Origin of the sequence: Pseudomonas sp. MD330_10, assembly GCF_042610415.1 — a bacterium.
Classification (GTDB): Bacteria; Pseudomonadota; Gammaproteobacteria; order Pseudomonadales; family Pseudomonadaceae; genus Aquipseudomonas; species Aquipseudomonas rhodesiae.
On sequence record NZ_JBHGZU010000004.1, the window covers coordinates 206,661 to 227,119 of the forward strand.

Sequence of the window (20,459 nt, forward strand, 5' to 3'; positions counted from 1 at the left end):
CCTGGGGTTGTTCGTCAGGTAATCGGTGCTTCGTAGGCCGCCACGGCAAAGCCGTACACCGTGGCCGGTTGCAGCCGGACCTTGGTGGCCGGACCACCGCTGGCCGGCACACTCAGGGTTTCCCCCGGCAACACATAGGTGCGCGGCAACATCGCCTTGCCGTCGCCGGGCAGCAGGCGCAGCTCCTGGGCCAGGCGCACCACATAAGGGCTGGTATTGCGCACCTGCAACGTATTGCCATGCTGTGACCACGTCAGCTCAGTCCAAGGTGTGCGATTGGGCGCCAAGCCCTTGGGATGAATGATCACCGGCAGGTTCTGGCGTACCGTCACACCCACCCGGGCATGCCCGGCTTGCGTGGCGGGGCGGCCCTGTGGCATGCCTTCGAAAATCGCGCGTTTGAGGCGCTGGGTGAGCAGCGGTTGCTGGCTTTGCAGGATGAAGCGCACCAGTTGCGATTTGGACGGCTCCACCCGCGACAGCGGCGGCGTGACCACCAGCAAGGGTTCGGTGTCTTCGGGGATGTCTTGCAACGTGACATGCAGCAGCGCCAGTTGGCTGTCGGTGTTGGTGACCGACACGGCGGCTTCGCCCTCGGCTTCGTGAACGATCACCACGGAGGTGTCAGGGACCATGCCGTCAGCCCGTGCGCCCGTGCCGCCGAGCAGCAGCGCCAGGGCCATAAGGCAGGTTGCGGGGTTGAGCACTGTGGTCATGAAAGGGGTTCCATAGAGGTCAGAGGTAGCGCAGGTCCAGCACCACGGAGCCATCGAGCGGCACCGCCTGATCCAGGGTCAGGTACTGGGTCGCGTTGATGGACGTGTCGATCTGGAGTTGGGCGCTTAACTGGCCGATGAAATCGGGCTGGCGATCCCCGACCGGAGCAAAGCCGATATAGGTTTTGGGCCAGGCTTCGGACGCCGGGCGCCAGGTTTCGCCGCTGTCATCGGAGGCCAGCACTTGCAAGACTTGGGCGTCTCCCACCGGGTTGCGATATGACAGGGCCACCGAGCCCAGGCGCTCGGCCGGGGCATGGATATTTCGGCCCAGGCCATAGAGCACATCAGGGTCCAGGGAGGATTGCGCTCGGTTGTCGAGCCCCACCAGGGCGAACAGCATCGGCCGGCCGCACTGCACATGCAGTTGCAGTACGCGACTGGGCAGCTCGGTGACCACGTCGTCGCTGAGGGTATGGGAAAGAATTTTGCCGTGGTCGATCACGCCTTCGTCGGACAGCGTCACCAGGCAGGCGTCCGGGGTCAGCCGACCGGTCACGGTGACATCCACCTTCGATGCGGCGTGGGCCGCAGCGGCGCTGGTCAGCCAAAACACGATCACCGCAGTGCAGGGGTAGGTGTTCATCGATTGCGCCATTGGCCGAGGCAAGCTCGGCAGATCCGAAAAAAAGCCCATGCCGCACGCGTCAGCCAGGCATGGGCACCCAGGGTTACAGGTACTTCACTTCAAGCGTGGCGGAGCCGTCGATGGTGACCTCGTTGCTCAGGTCCAGGCCATCGGTACGGGCGATCACGGTTTGCACTTCCAGGTCCGTGACCAGTTCCTTGACCGAGGCCGGCTGGCTAGGGTCGGCCATGGTGGCGATCGATACGTACAGGCCGGCATCCCAGGCGTTATCGCCGTACCAGGTATTGCCGCCATCGCCGGAGACAATCGACTGCATCTGCGCGCCGTCGGCGACCGGGTTGCGCACGGTCAGCAGAAACCAACCCAGTTTCTGGGTGCCGTTTATCAGGCCCAGGCCGTAATTGGCGGGAGAGGCCGATGAGCCGGCACGGTTGTCGACGGAATGCAGGGCAAATTGAATCGGTGCATCGCAGATGACCGCCATGGTCATGGTGTGGGTGCCGATCAGCGTTGGGTTGTCCGGGCGCAGGTCCTTGGCGGAAATCTTGCCGTGATCGATGACGCCGCCCCGGGTCAGGCTCGGCGTGCAGGCGCTGGGTACGATCAGGCCCTTGACGGTCAAGTCGACCGTGGACGCCGCATAAGTGGCGGCAGAGCCGAGCAACAACAGGCCGGTGGCGAGGGGAGTGAGCAGGCTTTTCATCGGGAGCGAGTTCCTTTCGAGTCAATGGGCAGTTAGAGGTAGTTGAGTTGTACGGTGACGTGACCGTCGATGGGCACCTCATCGATCAGCGTCAACTCGTCTGCGGGGGCAACCCGCGTGAATAATCTGAGATCGGCGTTAAAGTCCTTCACCGCAATGGGCGCCAGTTGGCCGGAATCGCTGGCGACCGCACTTTTGAATGCGTAGCTCAGGATGTCGCTGGGGTTCCAGGTCACACCGTCGCTGGATATCACCATCCTCACCACGGCGCCATCGGCCACGGGGTTGCGCACGCGGAAGGCCACGCCGCCGAGTTTTTCGTCATGGGGCGTCATGCCCAGGCCATGCCAATGTCTGGGGCTGGCGGAAGTGCCAGCGCGGTTGTCGATGGTATTTAAGGTAAAAAACGTCGGCCCCTCACACACCACGCTCAGGTGCAGGGACTGGCCCGGCAAAGAGGTGTAGTGATCCGAGTTAAGGTCCTTGGCGGTCATTTTTCCGAAGTCGATTTCGCTGCCGCCGGACATCAATGGCGCACACGCGCTGGGGGTGATGCTGCCCTTGACGGCGAGGTCGGTGGAGCTGGCGGCGAACGCCGGCGGTACACACAGCAGTGTCAGCAGGAGCCGGTAAGCAAAGGCTTTCATGGGCACAGAGTCCTTTCGGGAGAGGTCAACGCAGTGTTGAGTGGGTTACAGGTACTTCAGCTCCAGCGTGGCGGAGCCGTCCAATGCCACGTCGTTGGTCAGAGTCAGGTCGTTTGCCGGGGCAATCGCGGTGTTGAAGACGAACTCTGCGGCGGCATTTTGCAGGGGATGGGGGAGCCAGCCGATTTGGGCGTCGAGGCTGCCGAAAGCCACCAGCATGCCGGGGATGATCGCCTCGTCCTCATCCACGGGCGACCATCGATCCGTCGTGTACTGCCCCAACAACGTCGACGGAATATCCGCCATGGGATTGCGCAGCGACAGGAAATACCGGCCCAGTTTCTCCGTGGTGCCGTCCACCAGCCCCAAGCCATAAGCCCCGGAGCGGGTCGAGGTGCCTACCCGGTTGTCGACGGGGTGGATGGCAAAGAGCGTCGGCGCTTCGCAACTCACCGTCAGTTGCAGGGTTTTGACTTCCAGCACGGTGTGGTTGTCGGGGGTCAGGTCCTTGGCCGAGATTTTTCCAAAGTCCACGGCCCCAGGCAGGCTGGGCGTGCAGGCGCTGGGGGTGATGGTGCCCTTGACGGTCAGCTCCACGGAGCTGGTCGCAAACGCGGATGAGGCACTGGCGAGCAAGAGGGCGGCACCCACCAGGTTTAACGACGTGTTCATTTCAGGTTGTTCCAATACAAAGTCGGTGGTTGGCAAGCATGTCGGTTTCGAGGCGCCGCGGTGCGGTCGTCCGTTCCCTGTGATCGGGGTGGGGTGCAATCTAGCGACGGGGCACAGGAGGGGGAATACAACTATTACGAGAATGATCAAGCGGCAGACGTGTGTCGGATGCTTGTCGGAATAGGTTTGCCGAATATGTAGGAAAGTTGGTTTTTTCGTAGTTTTTGCATCGTCATGACGCCACCCATGGAGATAGCGTGACGTCGCGATAAGTAGTCATGTGAGTGTTTCGACTCTGTTTGCCTGGCTGCTACGTCAGCGCTGTCGGTTTGTTGCGAATGCCGCGTGCTGCAAAAACGACCGCAACCATGAGGTGACCATGGAGACTGACGTATCTTCGGACGCAGTGCTTTCCCGTGAATTGACACCTTCGACCGAGCCGCCCCTCCATTGGCGGCACCTGAAGGTCCTGGTGGTGGAAGACCATGCGACATACCGCGTCTTGATGGGGTGGCTATTGAAAAAACTCGGCTTGGGCCACCAACTGGCAACTGACGGGCAGCACGGTTTGGCGGCTCTGGCCGAGACCCCCTTCGACCTAGTGATCAGCGATTGCCAGATGCCGCAGATGGACGGCTACACCATGAGCCGCGCGATTCGCCTGCGCGAACATGCCAACGCACAGCGGCGGGTGCCGATCATTGCCCTGACCGGCAACCTGGTGCATGACGACCCACAGCGTTGTCGCGACGCCGGCATGGACGCCTGGCTGGTCAAACCGTTGACCCTTGAACAACTGCATGGGGTGTTGGCGTGCTGGTTACCGGGGCCGTCAGATGTGGTGCCGGTGCTGCCCAAGACCACGGGCTGGCCGACCCGTGCGGGTCTGATCGAAGCCTTCGGGGATGCGCGGGTTGTCGACCAGATGCTCGTCAGCCTGCTGCGCGAAGCGCGGGAAGACACCCTGATGCTCGACCATGCACGCAAAATCCGCGACGCGTCGTTGACTGCCGAAAGCCTGCACCGCTTGGTGGGTAGCCTGGCTTTTCTGGGCATGGCCGAGCTGGAGCTACGCGGCATGAGCCTGATCGAGCGGGTGCATGCCGAGGGCGTGGTGTTGAATGAGGCGCACCTGGACGCCTTCCAGGCCGACCTACGTGCTTACCTCACTTACTTGGGCTCATTGTGATGCCCGCAGACATTTGTAGGGAAAGGGAAGGCTGTGTTGAGGGTAATAGCTGTAGGTATTTTCTTTTTATTTTGTAGGTCCAAAAGCGGCGGCTATCAAACATTGATCGTGAGGAAAAACGCCGAGACTTCTGCGGTTGTTGAGGGATGGCGGCGGGGGTATTTTGCGCGGAATCTAGTGGCCATCATCTGTGGGTATTTATGCTTCGCGTAATCATTGCTGACGATCATCCCATCGTACGCATCGGGCAGAGAGTGGTGATCGAGGCGAATGGACGGTGCAAAGTGGTGGGCGAGGCCGACGGTCCCGATCAACTGCTGCGTGTGCTGGCGACCACACCCTGCGATGTGCTGGTGACCGATTTCGCCATGCCTGGTGGCCAGCAGGCGGACGGCTACGGTTTGTTGAGCCTGCTGCACCGCCAGTACCCGACGTTGCCGGTGATCCTGGTGACCATGTTTGCCAATATCGCCACGTTGCGAGCCTCCTTTGCCCACGGCGCGCGAGCTATCGTGGCCAAAAGTGCGTCGGCCAAGGAGCTGCCGCTGGCGATCAAGACCGTAAGCGCGGGCCAGACCTTTGTCAGTGAATGCCTGCGGGCCCAACTGGTAGAAGCCGGGCCGGGTGACCAATCGCGACAGCCGCAATTGTCCGAAAAAGAGCGTGAGGTGGTACGCATGCTGGCCAGCGGCATGACCGTCAGCCAGATCGCGGCGCGGGTCAATCGCAGTGTGTCCACCATCAGCAAGCAGAAGAGCACTGCCATGAACCGGCTGTGCATTTCCACCGACGTAGACCTCTTCGCCTATGCCCGCAGTTGCGGCATGGTGCCCTGAGGCGGGCTACTATTGGCGCGGTGAATGTCAGTAGCCTTGGCGGCGCGGGCGGCTTATCGTGCGCCTATCTTTTTCGCCGTCGACGGAGCCTGCCCATGAGTGATGCCCACAACGCCCTGATCACCGAGTTCTACCGCGCGTTTCAACGCCTGGACGCCGACGCCATGAGCGCCTGCTATAGCGACGACGTGATCTTCAGCGACCCGGCGTTCGGTGAGCTGCGCGGTCGGGACGTCGGCGATATGTGGCGCATGCTCACCACCCGCGCCAAGGACTTCTCGCTGACCTTCGACCAAGTGCGCAGCGACGACACCCGCGGCAGCGCCCATTGGGTGGCGACCTACCTGTTCAGCGCCACCGGCAACACAGTGGTCAATGATATCCAGGCGCGTTTTGTGTTCCGTGACGGCAAGATCTGCGAGCACCACGACCACTTCGATCTGTGGCGTTGGTCGCGTCAGGCCCTGGGCACCAAAGGTCTGTTGCTGGGCTGGACGCCGCTGGTGAAAAACGCCGTACGCGCCCAGGCACGCAAAGGTCTCAAGGCATTCCAGGCCAGTCGTTGATAAGCTGGGCGCTCTTCTGGTTGACCGACTCGATCCGTGACGACTCCCACCGACCCCAAACCCTGGTTCGTTTACCTGGTGCGCGCCGCCAACGGCGCGCTGTATTGCGGCATCAGCAATGACCCGATGCGCCGCTTCGCTCAGCATCAAAGCGGCAAGGGCGCGCGGTTTTTCCAGTCCAGCCCGGCGGTGGCGCTGGTGTACACCGAGCAATGTGCAAGCAAAGGCGACGCCTTGCGTCAGGAACGGCTGATCAAAAAACTCAAGAAGAGCGCCAAGGAGTGCCTGGCCGCCAGTGGTGCATAGATTCGACTGATGGGTTCCCATCACGGCATCGCCACCCATTGCGCGCTAAGCTGGCAGCTCAACCTGACAACTGGACCCTGGCATGTCTGAGCTCATTCTTCACCACTACCCCACCTCTCCCTTTGCAGAAAAAGCTCGGCTGCTGCTGGGCTTCAAAGGCCTGTCCTGGCAGTCCGTGCTGATCTCGCCGGTGATGCCCAAACCGGACCTGACCGCGCTCACCGGCGGCTACCGCAAAACTCCGGTGTTGCAGGTCGGCGCCGATATCTACTGTGACACCGCGCTGATCGCCCGACGCCTGGAGCAGGAAAAAGCCGCGCCGGCGCTGTTCCCCCTCGGCCAGGAAATGATCACCCAGACTTTCGCCACCTGGGCCGACAGCGTGGTGTTCGCTCACGCGGTGAGCCTGGTGTTCCAGCCGGAATCGGTGGCGGTGCGCTTCGGCAAATTGCCGCCGGAAGCGATCAAAGCTTTTATGGCCGACCGCGCCGCGTTGTTCAGCGGCGGTTCGGCGAGCAAGCTGAGCGCCGACGTGGCCAAGCATCAATGGCCAGCGATCATGACGCGCCTGGAGCAACAGTTGCAGCGCGAGGCGGGGGATTTTCTGTTTGGCGAGCCGTCGATTGCCGACTTCTCCCTGGCCCATTCGCTGTGGTTCCTCAAAGCCACGCCAGTTACAGCACCCCTGGTGGACGCCTACCCGGCAGTGTCCGCATGGCTGGGGCGCGTGCTTGGTTTCGGCCACGGCACGCCCAACCAGATGACCGCCGAACAAGCGCTGGAGATTGCGCGCAACGCCACCCCGGCGGCGTTGCCGGACGAAGCGTTTGAAGACTTGAACGGCTTCCATCCCGGCCAGGCGGTGACCATCAGCGCGATCGACTACGGCGTCGACCCAGTGGCCGGCGAGCTGCTGTTTGCCGGGCGCGAGGAGCTGATCCTGCGCCGTAGCGACGAGCGCGCAGGCACTGTGCATGTGCACTTCCCGCGCTTCGGTTTCCGTATCCAGGCGCAGTGAATGAAATTATTTATCCACAACAGGTGAGGTAAACCATCCGCCCATCCGTGTAGTGCTTGAAACTGCGATCAATTCGCATTAACAGCGTTTTCTACACGGGTTCTCACAGCATGAAGTCGATGGCGGGCGGTTGGGTAAAACAGTGGCTGGGAGCCTCGGTACTGGCGGTGTCAGCGGTGGCTTTGCTGCCGTTGAGCGTGGCGCGGGCGCAGGAGCAGCAAAGCGCGCAGTTCGACTTTGCCCTGGCGGCCAAACCATTGCCACAGGCTCTCAGCGATTTCAGCCGGGTCACCGGAATCAGTGTGATCTACACCGATGAAGCGCCCTATGGGTTCAGCTCCCCGGCAGTGCGCGGGCAGATGAGCGCGACCCAGGCCCTGCAACGCCTGTTGGGCAACACCGGCATGACCTTCCGCCAGATCGACGCCCGCACCCTGGCCCTGGAACCCGTACCCACCGAAAGCGCACTCAACTTGGGCGCCACCACCATCAGCGGCATAGGCCAACTTGACGACAGCACCAGCTACCAGCCGCCGCCCACCAGCTCGGTGATGCGCTCGCGCGGCCTACTGCTGGAAACCCCGCAAACCGTCAACGTGGTGCCGGCCCAGGCGCTGCGCGATCAGACCCCGCGCAACCTGGATGACGCCCTGGCCAATATCAGCGGTATCACCCAGGCCAACACCCTGGCCAGCACCCAGGACGCGGTGATGTTGCGCGGCTTTGGCGACAACCGTAACGGCTCGATCATGCGCGACGGCATGCCGGTGGTGCAGGGCCGCGCGTTGAACGCCACGGCCGAACGGGTTGAAGTGCTCAAGGGCCCGTCGTCGCTGCTATACGGCATACAAGACCCGGGCGGCGTGGTGAACATCGTCAGCAAAAAGCCTGAATTGACCCCATCCACCGCCCTGACCGTGCGCGGCTCCACCTTCGGCGACGGCAAGAACGGCAGCGGCGGCAACCTCGACACCACCGGGCCGTTGGGCGATTCAGGGCTAGCCTACCGGCTGATCGTCGACCACGAAGATGAAGATTACTGGCGCAACTTCGGCACTCACCGCGAATCGCTGTTGGCGCCGTCCCTGGCCTGGTACGGCGATTCCACTCAACTGCTGTTCGCTTATGAGCATCGTGAGTTTCTCTCACCGTTCGACCGCGGCACGGCCATCGATCCCAAGACCAACCATCCGTTGGATATCCCGGCGACGCGGCGCCTGGACGAGCCGTTCAACAATATGGAAGGCCGCTCCGACCTGTACCGCTTCGAAGCCGATCACGATCTGAACGACGATTGGAAAGCTCACTTCGGCTACAGCTGGAACCGTGAAACCTACGACGCCAGCCAAGTACGCGTCAGCGCGGTGAACGCCAATGGCACCCTGACCCGCCGAATGGACGGCACCCAGGGCGCAATTACCACCGACCGGTTCGCCACCGCCAGCCTCGAAGGCAAGGTCAACGTGCTGGGCATGCAACATGACCTGGTGTTCGGCCTGGATGACGAGTACCGCAAAATCTACCGCGCCGACCTGATCCGCCAGGCCTCGCGGGGCACGTTCAACTACAACAATCCGGTATACGGCAACGAAGTGGCGGGCAGCACCGTCAGCGCCGCCGACAGCGCCCAGACCGACCTGCTGCGCAGCGACTCGCTGTTCTTCCAGGATTCGATTCACCTGACCGACCAATGGATTTTCGTAGCCGGTGCGCGCTACCAGATGTACGACCAATACGCCGGCAAAGGCGTGCCGTTCAAAGCCAACACCGATGGCAACGGCCAGGCCTGGGTGCCGCGTGCCGGGCTGGTTTATCGCTATACCGATCAACTGTCGTTCTATGGCAGTTACACCGAGTCGTTCAAACCCAACTCCACCATCGCCGCCTTGGCCGATGGCAGTACGCTCACCGGCGATCTTACGCCCGAGCAGGCCAAGTCCTGGGAACTGGGGGCCAAGCTCGACATTCCCGGGCGCATCACCGCCAGCGCGGCGTTGTTCACCATCGACAAGCGCAATGTGCTGGTCTCGATGGTTTCCGGCCCGAACACGATCTACAGCATCGCCGGCCAGGTGCGTTCCCGTGGCCTGGAACTGGACGCCACTGGCCAGTTGAGCGACCAATGGAGCGTGATCGGCAGCTATGCCTACACCGACGCTGAGGACATCAAGGACAACGACCCGACCCTGGAAGGCAACCGCTTGCAGAACGTCGCCAAACACACCGGCTCGCTGGCGCTGGCCTACGACTTCGGCAGCCTGTTCGGTGGCGATCAACTGCGCATGGGCGCAGGCGCGCGCTACGTGGGCGAGCGGGCAGGGGACGCCGCCAACGACTTCACATTGCCGGGCTACACCGTGGCCGATGCTTTCGCCACCTACGACACCAAACTCGACGGGCAGAAGGTCAAGTTCCAGCTCAACGTGAAAAACCTGTTCGACCGCACCTACTACACCTCGGCGGCCAGCCGCTTCTTTGTATCGCTGGGGGACGCACGGCAGGTGTCGGTGTCGAGCACGCTGGAATTCTAAGGCTGGTGGTGGGCGCGTTGGCTGCGACAATTCCATGCCCCCCAGCAGCTTGCTCCACCGGCCCGCTCGCCACGGGCAGGTGGAGCTGTTAGCGTTGCCGCCACTGAAGATTTTGCGGAATTTGACACTGATGCATGTTGGACGATGGCTACCCCTGCTGTGCTTGAGCGTTTTCATGGGCGGTTGCGCGAGCGTTTCGCCAACCTCCACTCCGGCCATCCTTGACCATCTGATGGCCGACCCGGCCTTCAATGGCGCCACGGTCTCCTTGATGGTGCGCGACGCCCGCAGCGGCACCACCCTCTACCAGCACAACCCGCGCACGCGCCTGGTGCCGGCCTCCAACCTCAAGTTGTTGACCACTGCGGCGGCGATGGATGTGCTGGGGCCGCAATACCGGTTTTCCACTCAGGTAATGAGCACCGGCAGCCGCCAGGGCGAGCGGCTGGCGGGCAATCTGTACGTGCGCGGCTTGGGCGATCCCACCGTGCAGTTCGCCGATTACCAGGCGCTGGCGGCACAGTTGGCCAGCAATGGCGTGCGAGAAGTGCAGGGCGATCTGGTGTTCGACGACACCTGGTTCGATGCCGAGCGCCTGGGCGTCGATTGGGCCCAGGATGACGAAAGCACCTACTATGGCGCGCAGATCTCCGCGTTGACGGTGTCGCCCAACACGGATTTCGACGCGGGTACCTTGATCGTCACCGCGAAAGCGCCCGTGGCCGTCGGCCAACCGGTGAGCGTTACCGTGAGCCCGGCCACCGACTACGTGCAACTGAGCAATCGCGCCATCAGCGGCCCCGGCAACACGTACGGCATTACCCGCCAGCACGGCACCAACCTGCTGCAACTGAGCGGTGCGCTGGCCCCCGGCAAGCAGAGCCGGCAGTGGGTGAGTGTGTGGGAGCCGACCCAACTAGTGGCGAACCTGTTTGAACAGGCGCTGGCTCAGCAGGGCATCAAGGTGCAGGGCCGGCGCGTGATCGGTGGCGCCACGCCTGCGACGGCCGCATTGTTGGCCGAACATCAGTCGGCGCCGTTGCAGGAGTTGATCACGCCGCTGCTCAAACTCTCGAACAACAATATGTCCGAGGCCCTGCTCAAGGCCATGGGCCGCAAGACTGCGAATGCAGGCACGGCGGCGGCCGGCGTGGCGGCAGTGGCGGGTTTTATGACACGCCAGGGGCTGGACCCGGCCAGCCTGAGCCAGGTGGACGGTTCGGGCTTGTCGCGGCGCAATCTGGTGTCGTCCCTGACCTTCACCGAGCTGCTGCTGGCCAGCGCCAGACAACCCTGGTTCGACGCTTGGTACAACGCGCTGCCGATTGCCGGCAATGCGGACCGCATGGTGGGTGGCAGCCTGCGCTATCGCCTGCGCGGGACGGCGGCGCAAAACAACCTGCATGCCAAGACCGGCTCCATGGCCGGCGTGTCGTCATTGAGTGGCTATATCACCGACGCCGACGGCCGGCGCCTGGTGTTCTCGATGGTCAGCAACAACTACCTGGGCAACGCCGCGCCGGTGCGCGCCCTGGAAAATAGCGTGGCCCAGGCCCTGGCCCATTGGCAGGACTAGTTCAGGGCTGGTAGCCCATGCGCCAGCTTACGGCCCGGGTCGCCGCCAGTAATTGCTGGGCCGCCGGGCCGTCTTCATCGGCGTGGAACAGTGAGGTAGGGCCGACTACGGTCATTACCGCCGCCACCTGGCCGATGGCGTTGAACACCGGTGCCGACAAGGCGTCCACCCCCGGCATCAGTAAGCCGTGCACAAAGTGCAGGCCACGCTGGCGGATCTGTTCGCAGGCCGTGGCGTAGGCTTGGTCGTCCGCCAGGGCGTGGGCGATGCCCGCGTCGATCTCCTGCTGGCGCAGCTCCACGGTTTCCCGCGAGGGTAGGTACGCACTGAACACCAGCCCGGTGGACGAACTGAGCAGCGGCAACACCGACCCCAGTTGTGTCACCACCGTCACCGCGCGCACCGCCGGCTCGATCTGCACCACGGTCGCGCCCTGATTGCCCCACACCGCCAGAAAGCACGTCTCGTTCAGTTGGTCGCGCAGTTCCGCCAGGGGCAGCGCGCCGACTTTCAGCACGTCCATGCTGCCCAACGCAGCCAGACCCACGCGCAACGCTTCGCGGCCCAGTCCGTAATGGTTGGTGGCGTTGTTCTGTTCGGCGAACCCCGACGCGATCAATGCTTGCAGGTAGCGATGCACTTTGCTCGCCGGCATCTGCACATGCTCGGCCAGGCGCGACAGCGACGTGGCCGGGGATAGTTCGGCCAGGGCCTTGAGAATATCGGTGCCCACTTCGGCCGAACGGACTTTTTGTTTACCGGTGTCGCGGGGCTTTTCCATGGAGGGGCGGGGTTCCGAAAGATGAATGGGCGTCTTTATAGCTTGACGCTCGATAGTGATCAAATTACGTTATGCGTAACTGGATTACGATAAAAACAACTTCCGCTCAGAGGACGATCCATGACCCTCGAATACCTGTCGGGCTTCGGCAATGAATTCGCCAGCGAAGCCCTGCCCGGCGCCTTGCCGGTCGGCCAGAACTCCCCGCAAAAAGCACCCTACGGCCTGTACACCGAACTGTTCTCCGGCACCGCGTTCACCATGACCCGCAGCGAAGCCCGGCGTACCTGGTTGTACCGCATCCAGCCGTCGGCCAATCACCCGGCGTTCGCCAAATTGGAACGGCAATTGGCCGGCGGTCCGTTGGGTGCGGTGACGCCCAACCGGCTGCGCTGGAACCCACTGGATATGCCTAGCGAGCCGACCGATTTTATTGACGGTCTGGTCGCAATGGTCGCCAATTCGGCGTCGGAAAAACCCTCGGGTATCAGCATCCACCACTATCGCGCCAATCGCTCCATGGAGCGGGTGTTCTTCAACGCCGACGGCGAATGGTTGATCGTCCCCGAGCAGGGGCGCCTGCGTCTTGTCACTGAACTGGGCGTGCTGGAAGTGGAGCCGCTGGAAATCGTCGTGCTGCCCCGTGGCCTTAAATTCCGCGTCGAACTGCTGGACGCTCAGGCCCGCGGCTACATCGCCGAGAACCACGGCGCGCCGCTGCGCCTGCCGGACCTGGGGCCCATCGGCAGCAACGGCCTGGCCAATCCACGGGACTTCCTCAGCCCCGTCGCCCATTACGAAGACTTAAGGCAACCGACGACGTTGGTGCAGAAGTTTCTCGGCGAACTGTGGGCCTGCGAGCTCGACCATTCACCGCTGAACGTGGTGGCCTGGCACGGCAACAACGTGCCGTACAAATACGACCTGCGCCGCTTCAACACCATCGGCACCGTCAGTTTCGATCACCCGGACCCGTCGATTTTCACCGTGTTGACCTCGCCCACCAGCGTGCACGGCCTGGCCAACCTCGACTTCGTGATTTTCCCGCCGCGCTGGATGGTGGCCGAGAACACCTTCCGTCCGCCGTGGTTCCACCGCAACCTGATGAACGAATACATGGGCTTGATCCAAGGCGCCTACGACGCCAAGGCCGAGGGTTTCCTGCCCGGCGGTGCGTCGCTGCACAGCTGCATGAGCGCCCACGGCCCGGATGGCGAAACCTGCACCAAGGCTATCAATGTGGAACTGGCGCCGCACAAGATCGATAACACCATGGCGTTCATGTTCGAGACCAGCCAAGTGCTGCGTCCCACCCAGTTCGCCCTGGACTGTCCGCACCTGCAACCTGCTTACGACGCGTGCTGGGCCTCGCTGCCCGTCACCTTCAACCCGAATCGGAGATAACCCATGACTCAGCCCACCCCTGCCCGTAGTTGGGTAGCGTCCGCCAACGGTCACGCGGATTTCCCGCTGCAGAACCTGCCGCTGGGCATCTTCAGTCGCAATGGCGAGCCCCCGCGCAGCGGCGTGGCGATTGGGGATTTCATCCTGGATCTTCACGCGACATTGGACGCATTCGACGGCGAAGCCCGTCGTGCCGTGGAAGCGACTGCCGGCGGTCAACTGAACGGGTTGTTCGCCCTGGGCCGCGGCCCACGCGTGGCCCTGCGCGAGCGCCTGCTGGAGCTGCTTGCCGAGGGCAGCCCGCTGCAAGCCCGCGAGGCGCAGGTGCTGCACCGCGCGGCTGATTGCCAACTGCACCTGCCAGCCAAAATCGGCGACTACACCGACTTCTACGTTGGTATCGAACACGCGCAGAACGTCGGCAAGCTATTCCGCCCCGACAACCCGTTGCTGCCCAACTACAAGTATGTGCCGATCGGCTATCACGGCCGCGCCTCCACCGTGCGCCCCTCGGGCATGGATGTGCGTCGCCCCAAAGGCCAGACCCTGCCTGCCGGCCAATCCGAACCCACCTTCGGTCCCTGTGCGCGGTTGGACTACGAGTTGGAACTGGGCATCTGGATCGGCCAGGGCAACGCCATGGGCGAAGCGATCGCCATCGGTGACGCGGCCGAGCATATCGCCGGTTTTTGCCTGCTCAACGACTGGTCGGCGCGGGATATCCAGGCGTGGGAATACCAGCCGCTGGGGCCGTTCCTGTCCAAGAGCTTTATTACCACAGTCTCGCCCTGGGTGGTCACGGCTGAAGCGTTGGCGCCGTTCCGCAAGGCTCAACCGGCACGCCCCGAAGGCGATCCGCAGCCGCTGCCGTACTTGCTGGATCAACGCGATCAGGCCGGCGGTGCTCTGGATATCGAACTGGAAGTGCTGCTGACCACGGCCGCCATGCGCGAACAAAACCTGCCGGCCCATCGCCTGGCCCTGAGCAACAGCCTGCATATGTACTGGACCGCCGCGCAGTTGGTGGCCCATCACAGCGTTAACGGTTGCCAACTGCAGCCCGGCGATCTGTTCGGTTCAGGCACCTTGTCCGGGCCGCAAGCCAGCCAACTCGGCAGCCTGTTGGAGATCACCGAGGGCGGTAAAAAAGTGATCGAGCTGCCGTCCGGCGAAGTGCGTAAATTCCTCGAAGACGGCGACGAAATCATTCTGCGTGCGCGCTGCAACCGTGAAGGCTATGCCTCCATCGGTTTTGGCGAATGCTGTGGCACTGTGGTCGCAGCGCGCTGAGGAGGGCGGGGGATGGAACTCTATACCTATTACCGCTCTACTTCGTCGTATCGCGTGCGCATCGCTTTGGCGCTCAAGGGGCTGGCGTTCACGGCGGTGCCGGTCAACCTGCTGGTGCCGGCAGGGGGCGCCAACCGCCAGCCGGCGTACCTGGCCATCAACCCGCAGGGCCGCGTGCCGGCCCTGCGCACTGACGACGGCGACCTGTTGATCCAGTCGCCGGCGATCATCGAATACCTCGACGAACGTTATCCACAGGTGCCGCTGCTGAGCCAAGACCTGGCGACCCGCGCCCACGAGCGTGCGGTGGCATCGATCATCGGTTGTGACATCCACCCGTTGCACAACTCCAGCACTCAGAACCTGTTGCGCCAATGGGGGCATGACGACACGCAGGTGCTGGCGTGGGTCGGGCACTGGATCAGCCAGGGCCTCGGCGCGGTGGAGCAGTTGATCGGTGATCAAGGGTTCTGTTTTGGCGACCAGCCGGGCATGGCCGATGTGTTTTTGATCCCACAGTTATACGCAGCCGAGCGGTTCAAAGTGTCGCTGGCCGATTACCCGCGTATCGGCCGTGTTGCGGCCTTGGCCAAGCAGCATCCGGCGTTTATTCAAGCCCATCCCGCTAATCAACCGGATACCCCTGAGGCCCCGTAAATCCGCTGTGCGACACCCATAAAAATAAAACAGGTACCTTGCGATGCACACTCAGATTGCCAGCTTTCGCGCGGCACTCGACGCCCGTCCGGTGTCGCGCTTCCAGTGGTTGATCCTCTTGTTGCTGGCGTTGCTGCTGGTGACCGATGGCTACGATGCCCAAGTGCTGGGCTACGTAGTGCCGGCGCTGGCCGCGGACTGGGGGCTGGAAAAAGCCGCGTTCGGCCCGGTGTTCAGTGCCAACTTGCTGGGGTTGACCCTTGGATCACTGCTGGTGACGCCACTGGCGGACCGCTTTGGCGTACGCCGGATTCTGTTGGCCTGCGTGCTGATCTACGCCAGCCTCACGGTGCTGATGGTGTTCGCCGACTCGCTAACCACGCTGATGGCCGCACGGTTTATCTGCGGGATCGGCATGGGTGGGGCGATGCCAAGCGCCATGGCCTTGATGTCGGACTATTCGCCACCGCGCCTGCGCACCCTGATGGTGACCTTGGCCGCGTGCGGCTTTTCGTTTGGTGGCGCGGCGGGTGGGTTCGTGGCCGCAGGATTTATTGAGCATTACGGGTGGGAGGCGGTGTTCCTGGCAGGCGGTGTTACGCCGCTGCTGTTGTTTCCGTTTCTGGTGTGGCTGCTGCCCGAATCCTTGCCGCGACTATTGCGGGACGCGCCGCCTTACTGGCGTCTGCAGCGGGTCACGGCGCGCCTGTTGCCCGACTGGCAACCGCCGTTGGCAAGCACCGCCGATGATCAGCAGGCGCGGGGCAGCCAATTGACTGTGGTTGAGTTGTTTCGCAACGGTTACGCCCGCCCGACCTTGCTGATCTGGGCAACCTTTTTCGTCAGCCTGATCCTGCTGTATTTCATGATCAGCTGGCTGCCGTCGTTGCTGTTGGAAAGTGGCCTGGCACTCAAGCAGGCCAACCTGGTGACGTCGATGTTCCTGTTTGCCGGCACCTTGGGCGCCATCGGCATGGCCTGGTTTGCCGACCGCCTGAAAAATAAAGTCCGCCTGCTGTGCGGCGTGTTGTTCGCGGCCGGGCTGTGCACCGTGCTGTTGGGCTTGAACCACGATAATCCGCGCTACTTGGTGGCGTGCGTGTTTGCCGCCGGCTTCTGCATCATCGGTGGGCAACTGACGTTGAATGCCTTCGCCAGCAACTTCTACCCGGCCCACGTGCGCGCCACCGGCACGGGCTGGGCACTGGGAGTAGGGCGCTTCGGCTCGATCCTCGGGCCGTTGCTGGGCAGTCTGCTGCTGGCAATGCAGGTACCGGTGCAGCAGATTTTTTTCTACTGCGCGATTCCGGCGGTGATGGCTGCGTTGTTGATCATTCAGGTGCGCTCGCCACAAAAAACTTCGCGCCTTAACTAGAACCCAAGGTGTTGGTCAATGCACCACCGTGTTGGGCGGCAGATGCCCCAACCGCTCGGTCAGGCGCAGGCGTTGGATCGGGTCTTCGCTGAGCAGCAGCGCATGTTCCAGATCGAAGCGTTCGGCGTTGGGGCAGTCCAGGCGTTGATACAGGCTGGCCCGTGCCAAGTAGTCAGCGGCGCTGGCATTGCCCAGTTCCAGCACGCGCTCGGCGTCGATCAGCGCCTCCAGTGGATCGTCATTGGCCAAGTGCAATTGGCGCAGGTTGCGCGACAAGCGTTGGAGCATCGAGCGCGGTTCGGCGGTATGCAGGTGTTCGGCCTGCAACTTGAGGTTGGGGCCATATTGGCGTTGCAGCAGTTCGCGGCAATCGTTGGTGTAGAGGCGCCGACCGCCGCAGGGGTCCAACAAGTGATCAGCGCCGGGGACGCGTAGCAGGAAGTGCCCTGGGAAGTTCACGCCGACCATGGGAATGTGCAGGCGCCGCGCCAGTTCCATGGCAATCAAGCCCATGGCCAGGGGCTGCCCGCGTTTGCGCTGCAGGACTTTATCCAACAGCGCGGCGGAGGGGCGCAGGGGCGTGAAGTCATCCTGGGCAAACCCCAGATCGTTCAGGCGCCGCAGCAGCGGTTGGCCCAGTTCATCCGCCGGCAGCACGGGCATGCCTGCGCTCACCTGTTGTTGCAGCAACCCCAGTTCTTGCAGGATCTGCAACGGTTGCACCGTCGCGTCATGTTCGGCGGCAATCCACAGCGCGGCCTCGAACAGTGCAGGGGGCGAGCGTTCCAGGCAGGCGAAAAAGGCTTGGCGGGGCTTCATTGCATTCTCCGGCGGATGCCCCGTTTTAGCCTTGCTGGGAATTTTCGTCCAGTGACTTAAGAAAGATCCTGCGCGCTTATGTCGCAGAGCCTACAAAATCGGACGACTTATTCCAGCGTACTTCGGCAGTTTTCTGCCGCAAGCCTATACTTGGCGACACAAGAAGTGATTCGGGAGCTCGACGATGTTTGCTCTCATGCACCGCACCCGCCTTGAATCGCTGCACCTGAGCATCGACCCGGTGACAGGCTTGAAGGCGGTCATAGCCATTCACAACAGCCGCCTGGGGCCTGCCCTGGGCGGCTGTCGTTACCTTGCCTACCCCGACGACGAAACGGCCGTGGCCGATGCCGCGCGCCTGGCCCAAGGCATGAGCTACAAAGCCGCCCTGGCCGGGTTGCCGGTTGGTGGTGGCACCGCGGTGATCCTGCGGCCCGCCCATGTTGAAAGCCGCGCGGCGCTGTTCGAAGCCTTTGGGCGCTGCGTGGAACAACTGGATGGCCGCTACATCACGGCCATCGACAGCGGCACCTCGGTGGCCGACATGGATTGCATCGCTCAACAAACCCGTTTCGTCACCAGCACCACCGCCGCCGGCGACCCTGCGCCCCACGCCGCCATGGGCGTGTTTACCGGCATCCGCGCCACCGCCATGGCACGCTTGGGCAGCGACAACCTCGAAAGCCTGCGGGTGGCCATACAAGGCCTGGGCAACGTCGGCTACGCACTCGCCGAACAGCTGCACGCCGCCGGCGCCGAATTGCTGGTGAGCGATATCGACCATGGCAAGGTGCAACTGGCCATGGAACAGTTCGGCGCACACCCCATCGCCAACGACGCCTTGCTCAGCACCCCCTGCGACATTCTTGCGCCCTGCGGCCTGGGTGCGGTGTTCAACCGTACCAGCGTGGGCCAACTGCGTTGCGCCGCCGTGGCCGGTTCCGCCAGCGCCCAACTGACCAACCTGCAAGTGGCCGATCAGTTGGAGGGGCGCGGCATTCTTTATGCGCCCGACTATGTGATCAATTCCGGCGGCCTGATCTACGTCGCGCTCAAACACAGCGGCGCCGAGCTGCCCACCATCACCGCGCACCTGTCGAACATTGGCTCACGCCTGACTGAAATCTATGCCCATGCCCAAGCCGAAAAACGCTCGCCCGCACGGGTAGCGGACGAATTGGCCGAGCGCCTGCTGTACCAATGAGCGGCGATTAAAAAGGCCCTGAATCAATGATTCAGGGCCTGTTCAATTCGGGCGTTATTCCGCCGGCGGGTTGAGCAACTCGGACAACGCGTCCGGCTGACTCTTGAATGCCTTGGCAAATACATCGCGGTTCTTCGCCATGTAGATCCCGGCTTCCTCGACCTGCTGCTCGCTCAAGGACGGCACGGCTTTTTGCAACACTTCTGCCAGCAACTCAGCGAGTTCAAGCATTTTGTCATGACGGTCAGCTTCGGCTTTATCCATGAACAAACGCTCCAGATCTCGGCTGCTGCGGTATACCACTTCGACGGCCATTCACCACCTCACATGCCTTCACGATAGTTGTCTTTTGCGACTACTGTATTTATATACAGCGAAAAGGGTAAGCCAAACCGTGGGGTTTGGGTAGCAATTTTTTAATGTAGTTGGGAAATGGACCGTGTGGGGCGACGCATCAAGCTATCAGGCTGCCGGTGTGCCTCATGTCATGTTGACATCATCTCACTTTCCACGCTCTGGCCTTTTTTCTGCATGCAGAACAACCGTCACGTCCAACCCGCATTATCCGGTCGAACCGACCTAAGGAAGATCATCGTGAAAATCAACTGGGCCGAAAAGTTGCGCCACCAAGTCCATGGCCTGGCCGAGTCGCTGGGGAACCTGTTTGTGGAGTCGTTCCACTACCTGGCGCTGTTCGCCATTGGCGCGGTCACGGCCTGGGCGGCGGTGATGGAGTTTCTGGGGATGCTGGAGAACGGGCACATCAAGATCGATGACATCTTGCTGCTGTTCATTTATTTGGAATTGGGCGCGATGGTCGGGATTTACTTCAAGACCAACCACATGCCCGTGCGTTTCCTGATCTACGTTGCGATCACTGCGCTGACACGTCTGTTGATCTCCAACGTATCCCATCACAACCCGCCGGACCTGGGCATCATCTACCTGTGCGGCGGGATTCTGCTGTTGGCGTTCGCGATCCTGGTGGTGCGTTACGCATCGTCGTCGTTCCCTTCGGTGAAGGTCGAAAGCCCGCGGCGCAAGGGCGAGGCGAGCCTGGAGACCGAGAAGGGTGAGCTTTAAAGACCGACGCTGAACGGCAGGTCACGGGCCGGCGGTGGCTGCATAAGTTTGTGGTTGTCGCCGTCGGTCATGATCGCCAGGATTTCCATGGCGCTGTGGCCCTGCTCGATGGCGATGCCGAACTGGATGCTCTGCACCAGGCGTTTGAGCCGTTCGGGGTCGTTGCGTTGCTCGGCACTGATCATGCGCTTGGCTACCACGCCCGTCTCATTCGAGAGGGTGAGCATGATGCTGCCGTCGAGCCGTTGAATGCTCAGGTTGACGCGATATTTTGGGCTGAATGTGTCGGTGATGATCTGAAAAGGATTGTCCATGGTGCGTTACCGCCTGATAAGAACATGCAGTCATTGACGACCGGTGTCTGGATTAGTTCGCATTGCCTGACCACCGGCCACTTCGTCGCTGAGGGGCACAAATTCCGTTTGCCTCAAGAGCTT

At 62.3% G+C, this 20,459-nt stretch carries 22 protein-coding genes; 13 read left to right on the forward strand and 9 right to left on the reverse strand.

Annotated elements, in window-relative coordinates; genetic code table 11:
• Positions 1-14 precede the first annotated feature (14 nt).
• The 5 genes from ACFZPT_RS08435 to ACFZPT_RS08455 form a co-directional block, all read right to left on the reverse strand.
• Positions 15-716 carry a fimbria/pilus chaperone family protein gene (locus ACFZPT_RS08435; protein WP_034096013.1) on the reverse strand — a complete coding sequence of 234 codons (702 nt, stop codon included), beginning with the start codon at positions 714-716 and terminating at the stop codon, positions 15-17.
• Between the two features lie 19 nt (positions 717-735).
• Positions 736-1,362: a DUF1120 domain-containing protein gene (locus ACFZPT_RS08440; protein WP_052448334.1), complete on the reverse strand. Its 627-nt coding sequence runs from the start codon at positions 1,360-1,362 to the stop codon at positions 736-738.
• An 85-nt stretch (positions 1,363-1,447) separates the two neighbouring features.
• A complete protein-coding gene (locus ACFZPT_RS08445) occupies positions 1,448-2,068 on the reverse strand; it encodes a DUF1120 domain-containing protein (protein WP_034096014.1) in 621 nt (206 codons plus the stop codon).
• Between the two features lie 32 nt (positions 2,069-2,100).
• Complete coding sequence (locus ACFZPT_RS08450) at positions 2,101-2,715, reverse strand: DUF1120 domain-containing protein (protein ID WP_034096015.1); 615 nt, start codon at positions 2,713-2,715, stop codon at positions 2,101-2,103.
• Positions 2,716-2,760: 45 nt separating this feature from the next.
• Positions 2,761-3,387: a DUF1120 domain-containing protein gene (locus ACFZPT_RS08455; protein ID WP_099312808.1), complete on the reverse strand. Its 627-nt coding sequence runs from the start codon at positions 3,385-3,387 to the stop codon at positions 2,761-2,763.
• Between the two features lie 379 nt (positions 3,388-3,766).
• On the opposite strand from ACFZPT_RS08455, the gene ACFZPT_RS08460 reads away from it, so the two are divergent.
• From ACFZPT_RS08460 to dacB, 7 genes are all read left to right on the forward strand, one after another.
• Positions 3,767-4,576, forward strand: coding sequence for a response regulator (locus ACFZPT_RS08460; protein ID WP_034111851.1), 810 nt, complete (start codon positions 3,767-3,769; stop codon positions 4,574-4,576).
• A gap of 200 nt (positions 4,577-4,776) precedes the next feature.
• Positions 4,777-5,412, forward strand: a complete 636-nt coding sequence (locus tag ACFZPT_RS08465) for a response regulator transcription factor (RefSeq protein ID WP_034096018.1) — start codon at positions 4,777-4,779, stop codon at positions 5,410-5,412.
• A 95-nt stretch (positions 5,413-5,507) separates the two neighbouring features.
• Positions 5,508-5,978: a nuclear transport factor 2 family protein gene (locus tag ACFZPT_RS08470; RefSeq protein ID WP_034096019.1), complete on the forward strand. Its 471-nt coding sequence runs from the start codon at positions 5,508-5,510 to the stop codon at positions 5,976-5,978.
• Between the two features lie 36 nt (positions 5,979-6,014).
• Positions 6,015-6,284: a GIY-YIG nuclease family protein gene (locus ACFZPT_RS08475; RefSeq protein ID WP_034096020.1), complete on the forward strand. Its 270-nt coding sequence runs from the start codon at positions 6,015-6,017 to the stop codon at positions 6,282-6,284.
• A gap of 82 nt (positions 6,285-6,366) precedes the next feature.
• A complete protein-coding gene (locus tag ACFZPT_RS08480) occupies positions 6,367-7,302 on the forward strand; it encodes a glutathione S-transferase family protein (protein ID WP_099312807.1) in 936 nt (311 codons plus the stop codon).
• A gap of 110 nt (positions 7,303-7,412) precedes the next feature.
• On the forward strand, positions 7,413-9,833 hold the full coding sequence (locus ACFZPT_RS08485; RefSeq protein ID WP_099312806.1) for a TonB-dependent receptor: 2,421 nt from the start codon (positions 7,413-7,415) through the stop codon (positions 9,831-9,833).
• Positions 9,834-9,963: 130 nt separating this feature from the next.
• Positions 9,964-11,409 (forward strand): D-alanyl-D-alanine carboxypeptidase/D-alanyl-D-alanine-endopeptidase, encoded by a 1,446-nt coding sequence (dacB, locus tag ACFZPT_RS08490; RefSeq protein WP_099312846.1) that lies wholly within the window; start codon positions 9,964-9,966, stop codon positions 11,407-11,409.
• Between the two features lies 1 nt (position 11,410).
• Here the strand turns inward: dacB and ACFZPT_RS08495 are convergent, their stop codons facing one another.
• Positions 11,411-12,190, reverse strand: a complete 780-nt coding sequence (locus ACFZPT_RS08495; protein ID WP_034111857.1) for an IclR family transcriptional regulator — start codon at positions 12,188-12,190, stop codon at positions 11,411-11,413.
• Positions 12,191-12,310: 120 nt separating this feature from the next.
• Between ACFZPT_RS08495 and hmgA the strand changes: the two genes are divergently transcribed.
• Genes hmgA through ACFZPT_RS08515 form a run of 4 tightly spaced genes read left to right on the forward strand, consistent with a single transcriptional unit; the run spans position 12,311 to position 16,916 of the window.
• Positions 12,311-13,594 (forward strand): homogentisate 1,2-dioxygenase, encoded by a 1,284-nt coding sequence (gene hmgA, locus ACFZPT_RS08500; RefSeq protein WP_034096024.1) that lies wholly within the window; start codon positions 12,311-12,313, stop codon positions 13,592-13,594.
• Between the two features lie 3 nt (positions 13,595-13,597).
• Complete coding sequence (fahA, locus tag ACFZPT_RS08505; protein ID WP_099312805.1) at positions 13,598-14,884, forward strand: fumarylacetoacetase; 1,287 nt, start codon at positions 13,598-13,600, stop codon at positions 14,882-14,884.
• Between the two features lie 12 nt (positions 14,885-14,896).
• The gene (maiA, locus tag ACFZPT_RS08510; RefSeq protein ID WP_034096026.1) at positions 14,897-15,541 is read left to right on the forward strand and encodes a maleylacetoacetate isomerase; all 645 of its coding nucleotides are present in this window, start codon (positions 14,897-14,899) and stop codon (positions 15,539-15,541) included.
• A gap of 43 nt (positions 15,542-15,584) precedes the next feature.
• A complete protein-coding gene (locus ACFZPT_RS08515; RefSeq protein WP_034111861.1) occupies positions 15,585-16,916 on the forward strand; it encodes an aromatic acid/H+ symport family MFS transporter in 1,332 nt (443 codons plus the stop codon).
• Between the two features lie 15 nt (positions 16,917-16,931).
• On the opposite strand, the gene ACFZPT_RS08520 is transcribed toward ACFZPT_RS08515, so the two are convergent.
• Positions 16,932-17,735: a SirB1 family protein gene (locus tag ACFZPT_RS08520; protein WP_099312804.1), complete on the reverse strand. Its 804-nt coding sequence runs from the start codon at positions 17,733-17,735 to the stop codon at positions 16,932-16,934.
• A 184-nt stretch (positions 17,736-17,919) separates the two neighbouring features.
• Here ACFZPT_RS08520 and ACFZPT_RS08525 point away from each other — a divergent pair, with 184 nt between their 5' ends.
• Positions 17,920-18,939, forward strand: a complete 1,020-nt coding sequence (locus tag ACFZPT_RS08525) for a Glu/Leu/Phe/Val dehydrogenase dimerization domain-containing protein (protein WP_047881608.1) — start codon at positions 17,920-17,922, stop codon at positions 18,937-18,939.
• 54 nt (positions 18,940-18,993) lie between these two features.
• Here ACFZPT_RS08525 and ACFZPT_RS08530 read toward each other — a convergent pair whose 3' ends face one another.
• Entirely contained in the window at positions 18,994-19,254 is a 261-nt protein-coding gene (locus ACFZPT_RS08530; RefSeq protein WP_010564043.1) for a YebG family protein, read from the reverse strand.
• Positions 19,255-19,533: 279 nt separating this feature from the next.
• On the opposite strand from ACFZPT_RS08530, the gene ACFZPT_RS08535 reads away from it, so the two are divergent.
• Positions 19,534-20,022 (forward strand): phosphate-starvation-inducible protein PsiE, encoded by a 489-nt coding sequence (locus ACFZPT_RS08535; RefSeq protein WP_034096030.1) that lies wholly within the window; start codon positions 19,534-19,536, stop codon positions 20,020-20,022.
• Here ACFZPT_RS08535 and ACFZPT_RS08540 read toward each other — a convergent pair.
• On the reverse strand, positions 20,019-20,336 hold the full coding sequence (locus tag ACFZPT_RS08540; RefSeq protein WP_034096031.1) for a DUF3509 domain-containing protein: 318 nt from the start codon (positions 20,334-20,336) through the stop codon (positions 20,019-20,021). The genes ACFZPT_RS08535 and ACFZPT_RS08540 overlap by 4 nt on opposite strands.
• Between the last annotated feature and the right edge of the window lie 123 nt (positions 20,337-20,459).

Bases quoted from the DNA above. Each gene is read 5' to 3' on its own strand.
- dacB (WP_099312846.1), top strand. From the start codon at position 9,964: ATGCATGTTGGACGATGGCTACCCCTGCTGTGCTTGAGCGTTTTCATG.
- ACFZPT_RS08525 (WP_047881608.1), top strand. From the start codon at position 17,920: ATGTTTGCTCTCATGCACCGCACCCGCCTTGAATCGCTGCACCTGAGC.
- ACFZPT_RS08495 (WP_034111857.1), bottom strand. From the start codon at position 12,190: ATGGAAAAGCCCCGCGACACCGGTAAACAAAAAGTCCGTTCGGCCGAA.
- maiA (WP_034096026.1), top strand. From the start codon at position 14,897: ATGGAACTCTATACCTATTACCGCTCTACTTCGTCGTATCGCGTGCGC.
- ACFZPT_RS08455 (WP_099312808.1), bottom strand. From the start codon at position 3,387: ATGAACACGTCGTTAAACCTGGTGGGTGCCGCCCTCTTGCTCGCCAGT.
- ACFZPT_RS08445 (WP_034096014.1), bottom strand. From the start codon at position 2,068: ATGAAAAGCCTGCTCACTCCCCTCGCCACCGGCCTGTTGTTGCTCGGC.
- ACFZPT_RS08480 (WP_099312807.1), top strand. From the start codon at position 6,367: ATGTCTGAGCTCATTCTTCACCACTACCCCACCTCTCCCTTTGCAGAA.
- ACFZPT_RS08440 (WP_052448334.1), bottom strand. From the start codon at position 1,362: ATGAACACCTACCCCTGCACTGCGGTGATCGTGTTTTGGCTGACCAGC.
- ACFZPT_RS08540 (WP_034096031.1), bottom strand. From the start codon at position 20,336: ATGGACAATCCTTTTCAGATCATCACCGACACATTCAGCCCAAAATAT.
- ACFZPT_RS08485 (WP_099312806.1), top strand. From the start codon at position 7,413: ATGAAGTCGATGGCGGGCGGTTGGGTAAAACAGTGGCTGGGAGCCTCG.
- ACFZPT_RS08530 (WP_010564043.1), bottom strand. From the start codon at position 19,254: ATGGCCGTCGAAGTGGTATACCGCAGCAGCCGAGATCTGGAGCGTTTG.
- fahA (WP_099312805.1), top strand. From the start codon at position 13,598: ATGACTCAGCCCACCCCTGCCCGTAGTTGGGTAGCGTCCGCCAACGGT.
- ACFZPT_RS08435 (WP_034096013.1), bottom strand. From the start codon at position 716: ATGACCACAGTGCTCAACCCCGCAACCTGCCTTATGGCCCTGGCGCTG.
- ACFZPT_RS08465 (WP_034096018.1), top strand. From the start codon at position 4,777: ATGCTTCGCGTAATCATTGCTGACGATCATCCCATCGTACGCATCGGG.
- ACFZPT_RS08470 (WP_034096019.1), top strand. From the start codon at position 5,508: ATGAGTGATGCCCACAACGCCCTGATCACCGAGTTCTACCGCGCGTTT.
- ACFZPT_RS08520 (WP_099312804.1), bottom strand. From the start codon at position 17,735: ATGAAGCCCCGCCAAGCCTTTTTCGCCTGCCTGGAACGCTCGCCCCCT.
- ACFZPT_RS08450 (WP_034096015.1), bottom strand. From the start codon at position 2,715: ATGAAAGCCTTTGCTTACCGGCTCCTGCTGACACTGCTGTGTGTACCG.
- hmgA (WP_034096024.1), top strand. From the start codon at position 12,311: ATGACCCTCGAATACCTGTCGGGCTTCGGCAATGAATTCGCCAGCGAA.
- ACFZPT_RS08460 (WP_034111851.1), top strand. From the start codon at position 3,767: ATGGAGACTGACGTATCTTCGGACGCAGTGCTTTCCCGTGAATTGACA.
- ACFZPT_RS08515 (WP_034111861.1), top strand. From the start codon at position 15,585: ATGCACACTCAGATTGCCAGCTTTCGCGCGGCACTCGACGCCCGTCCG.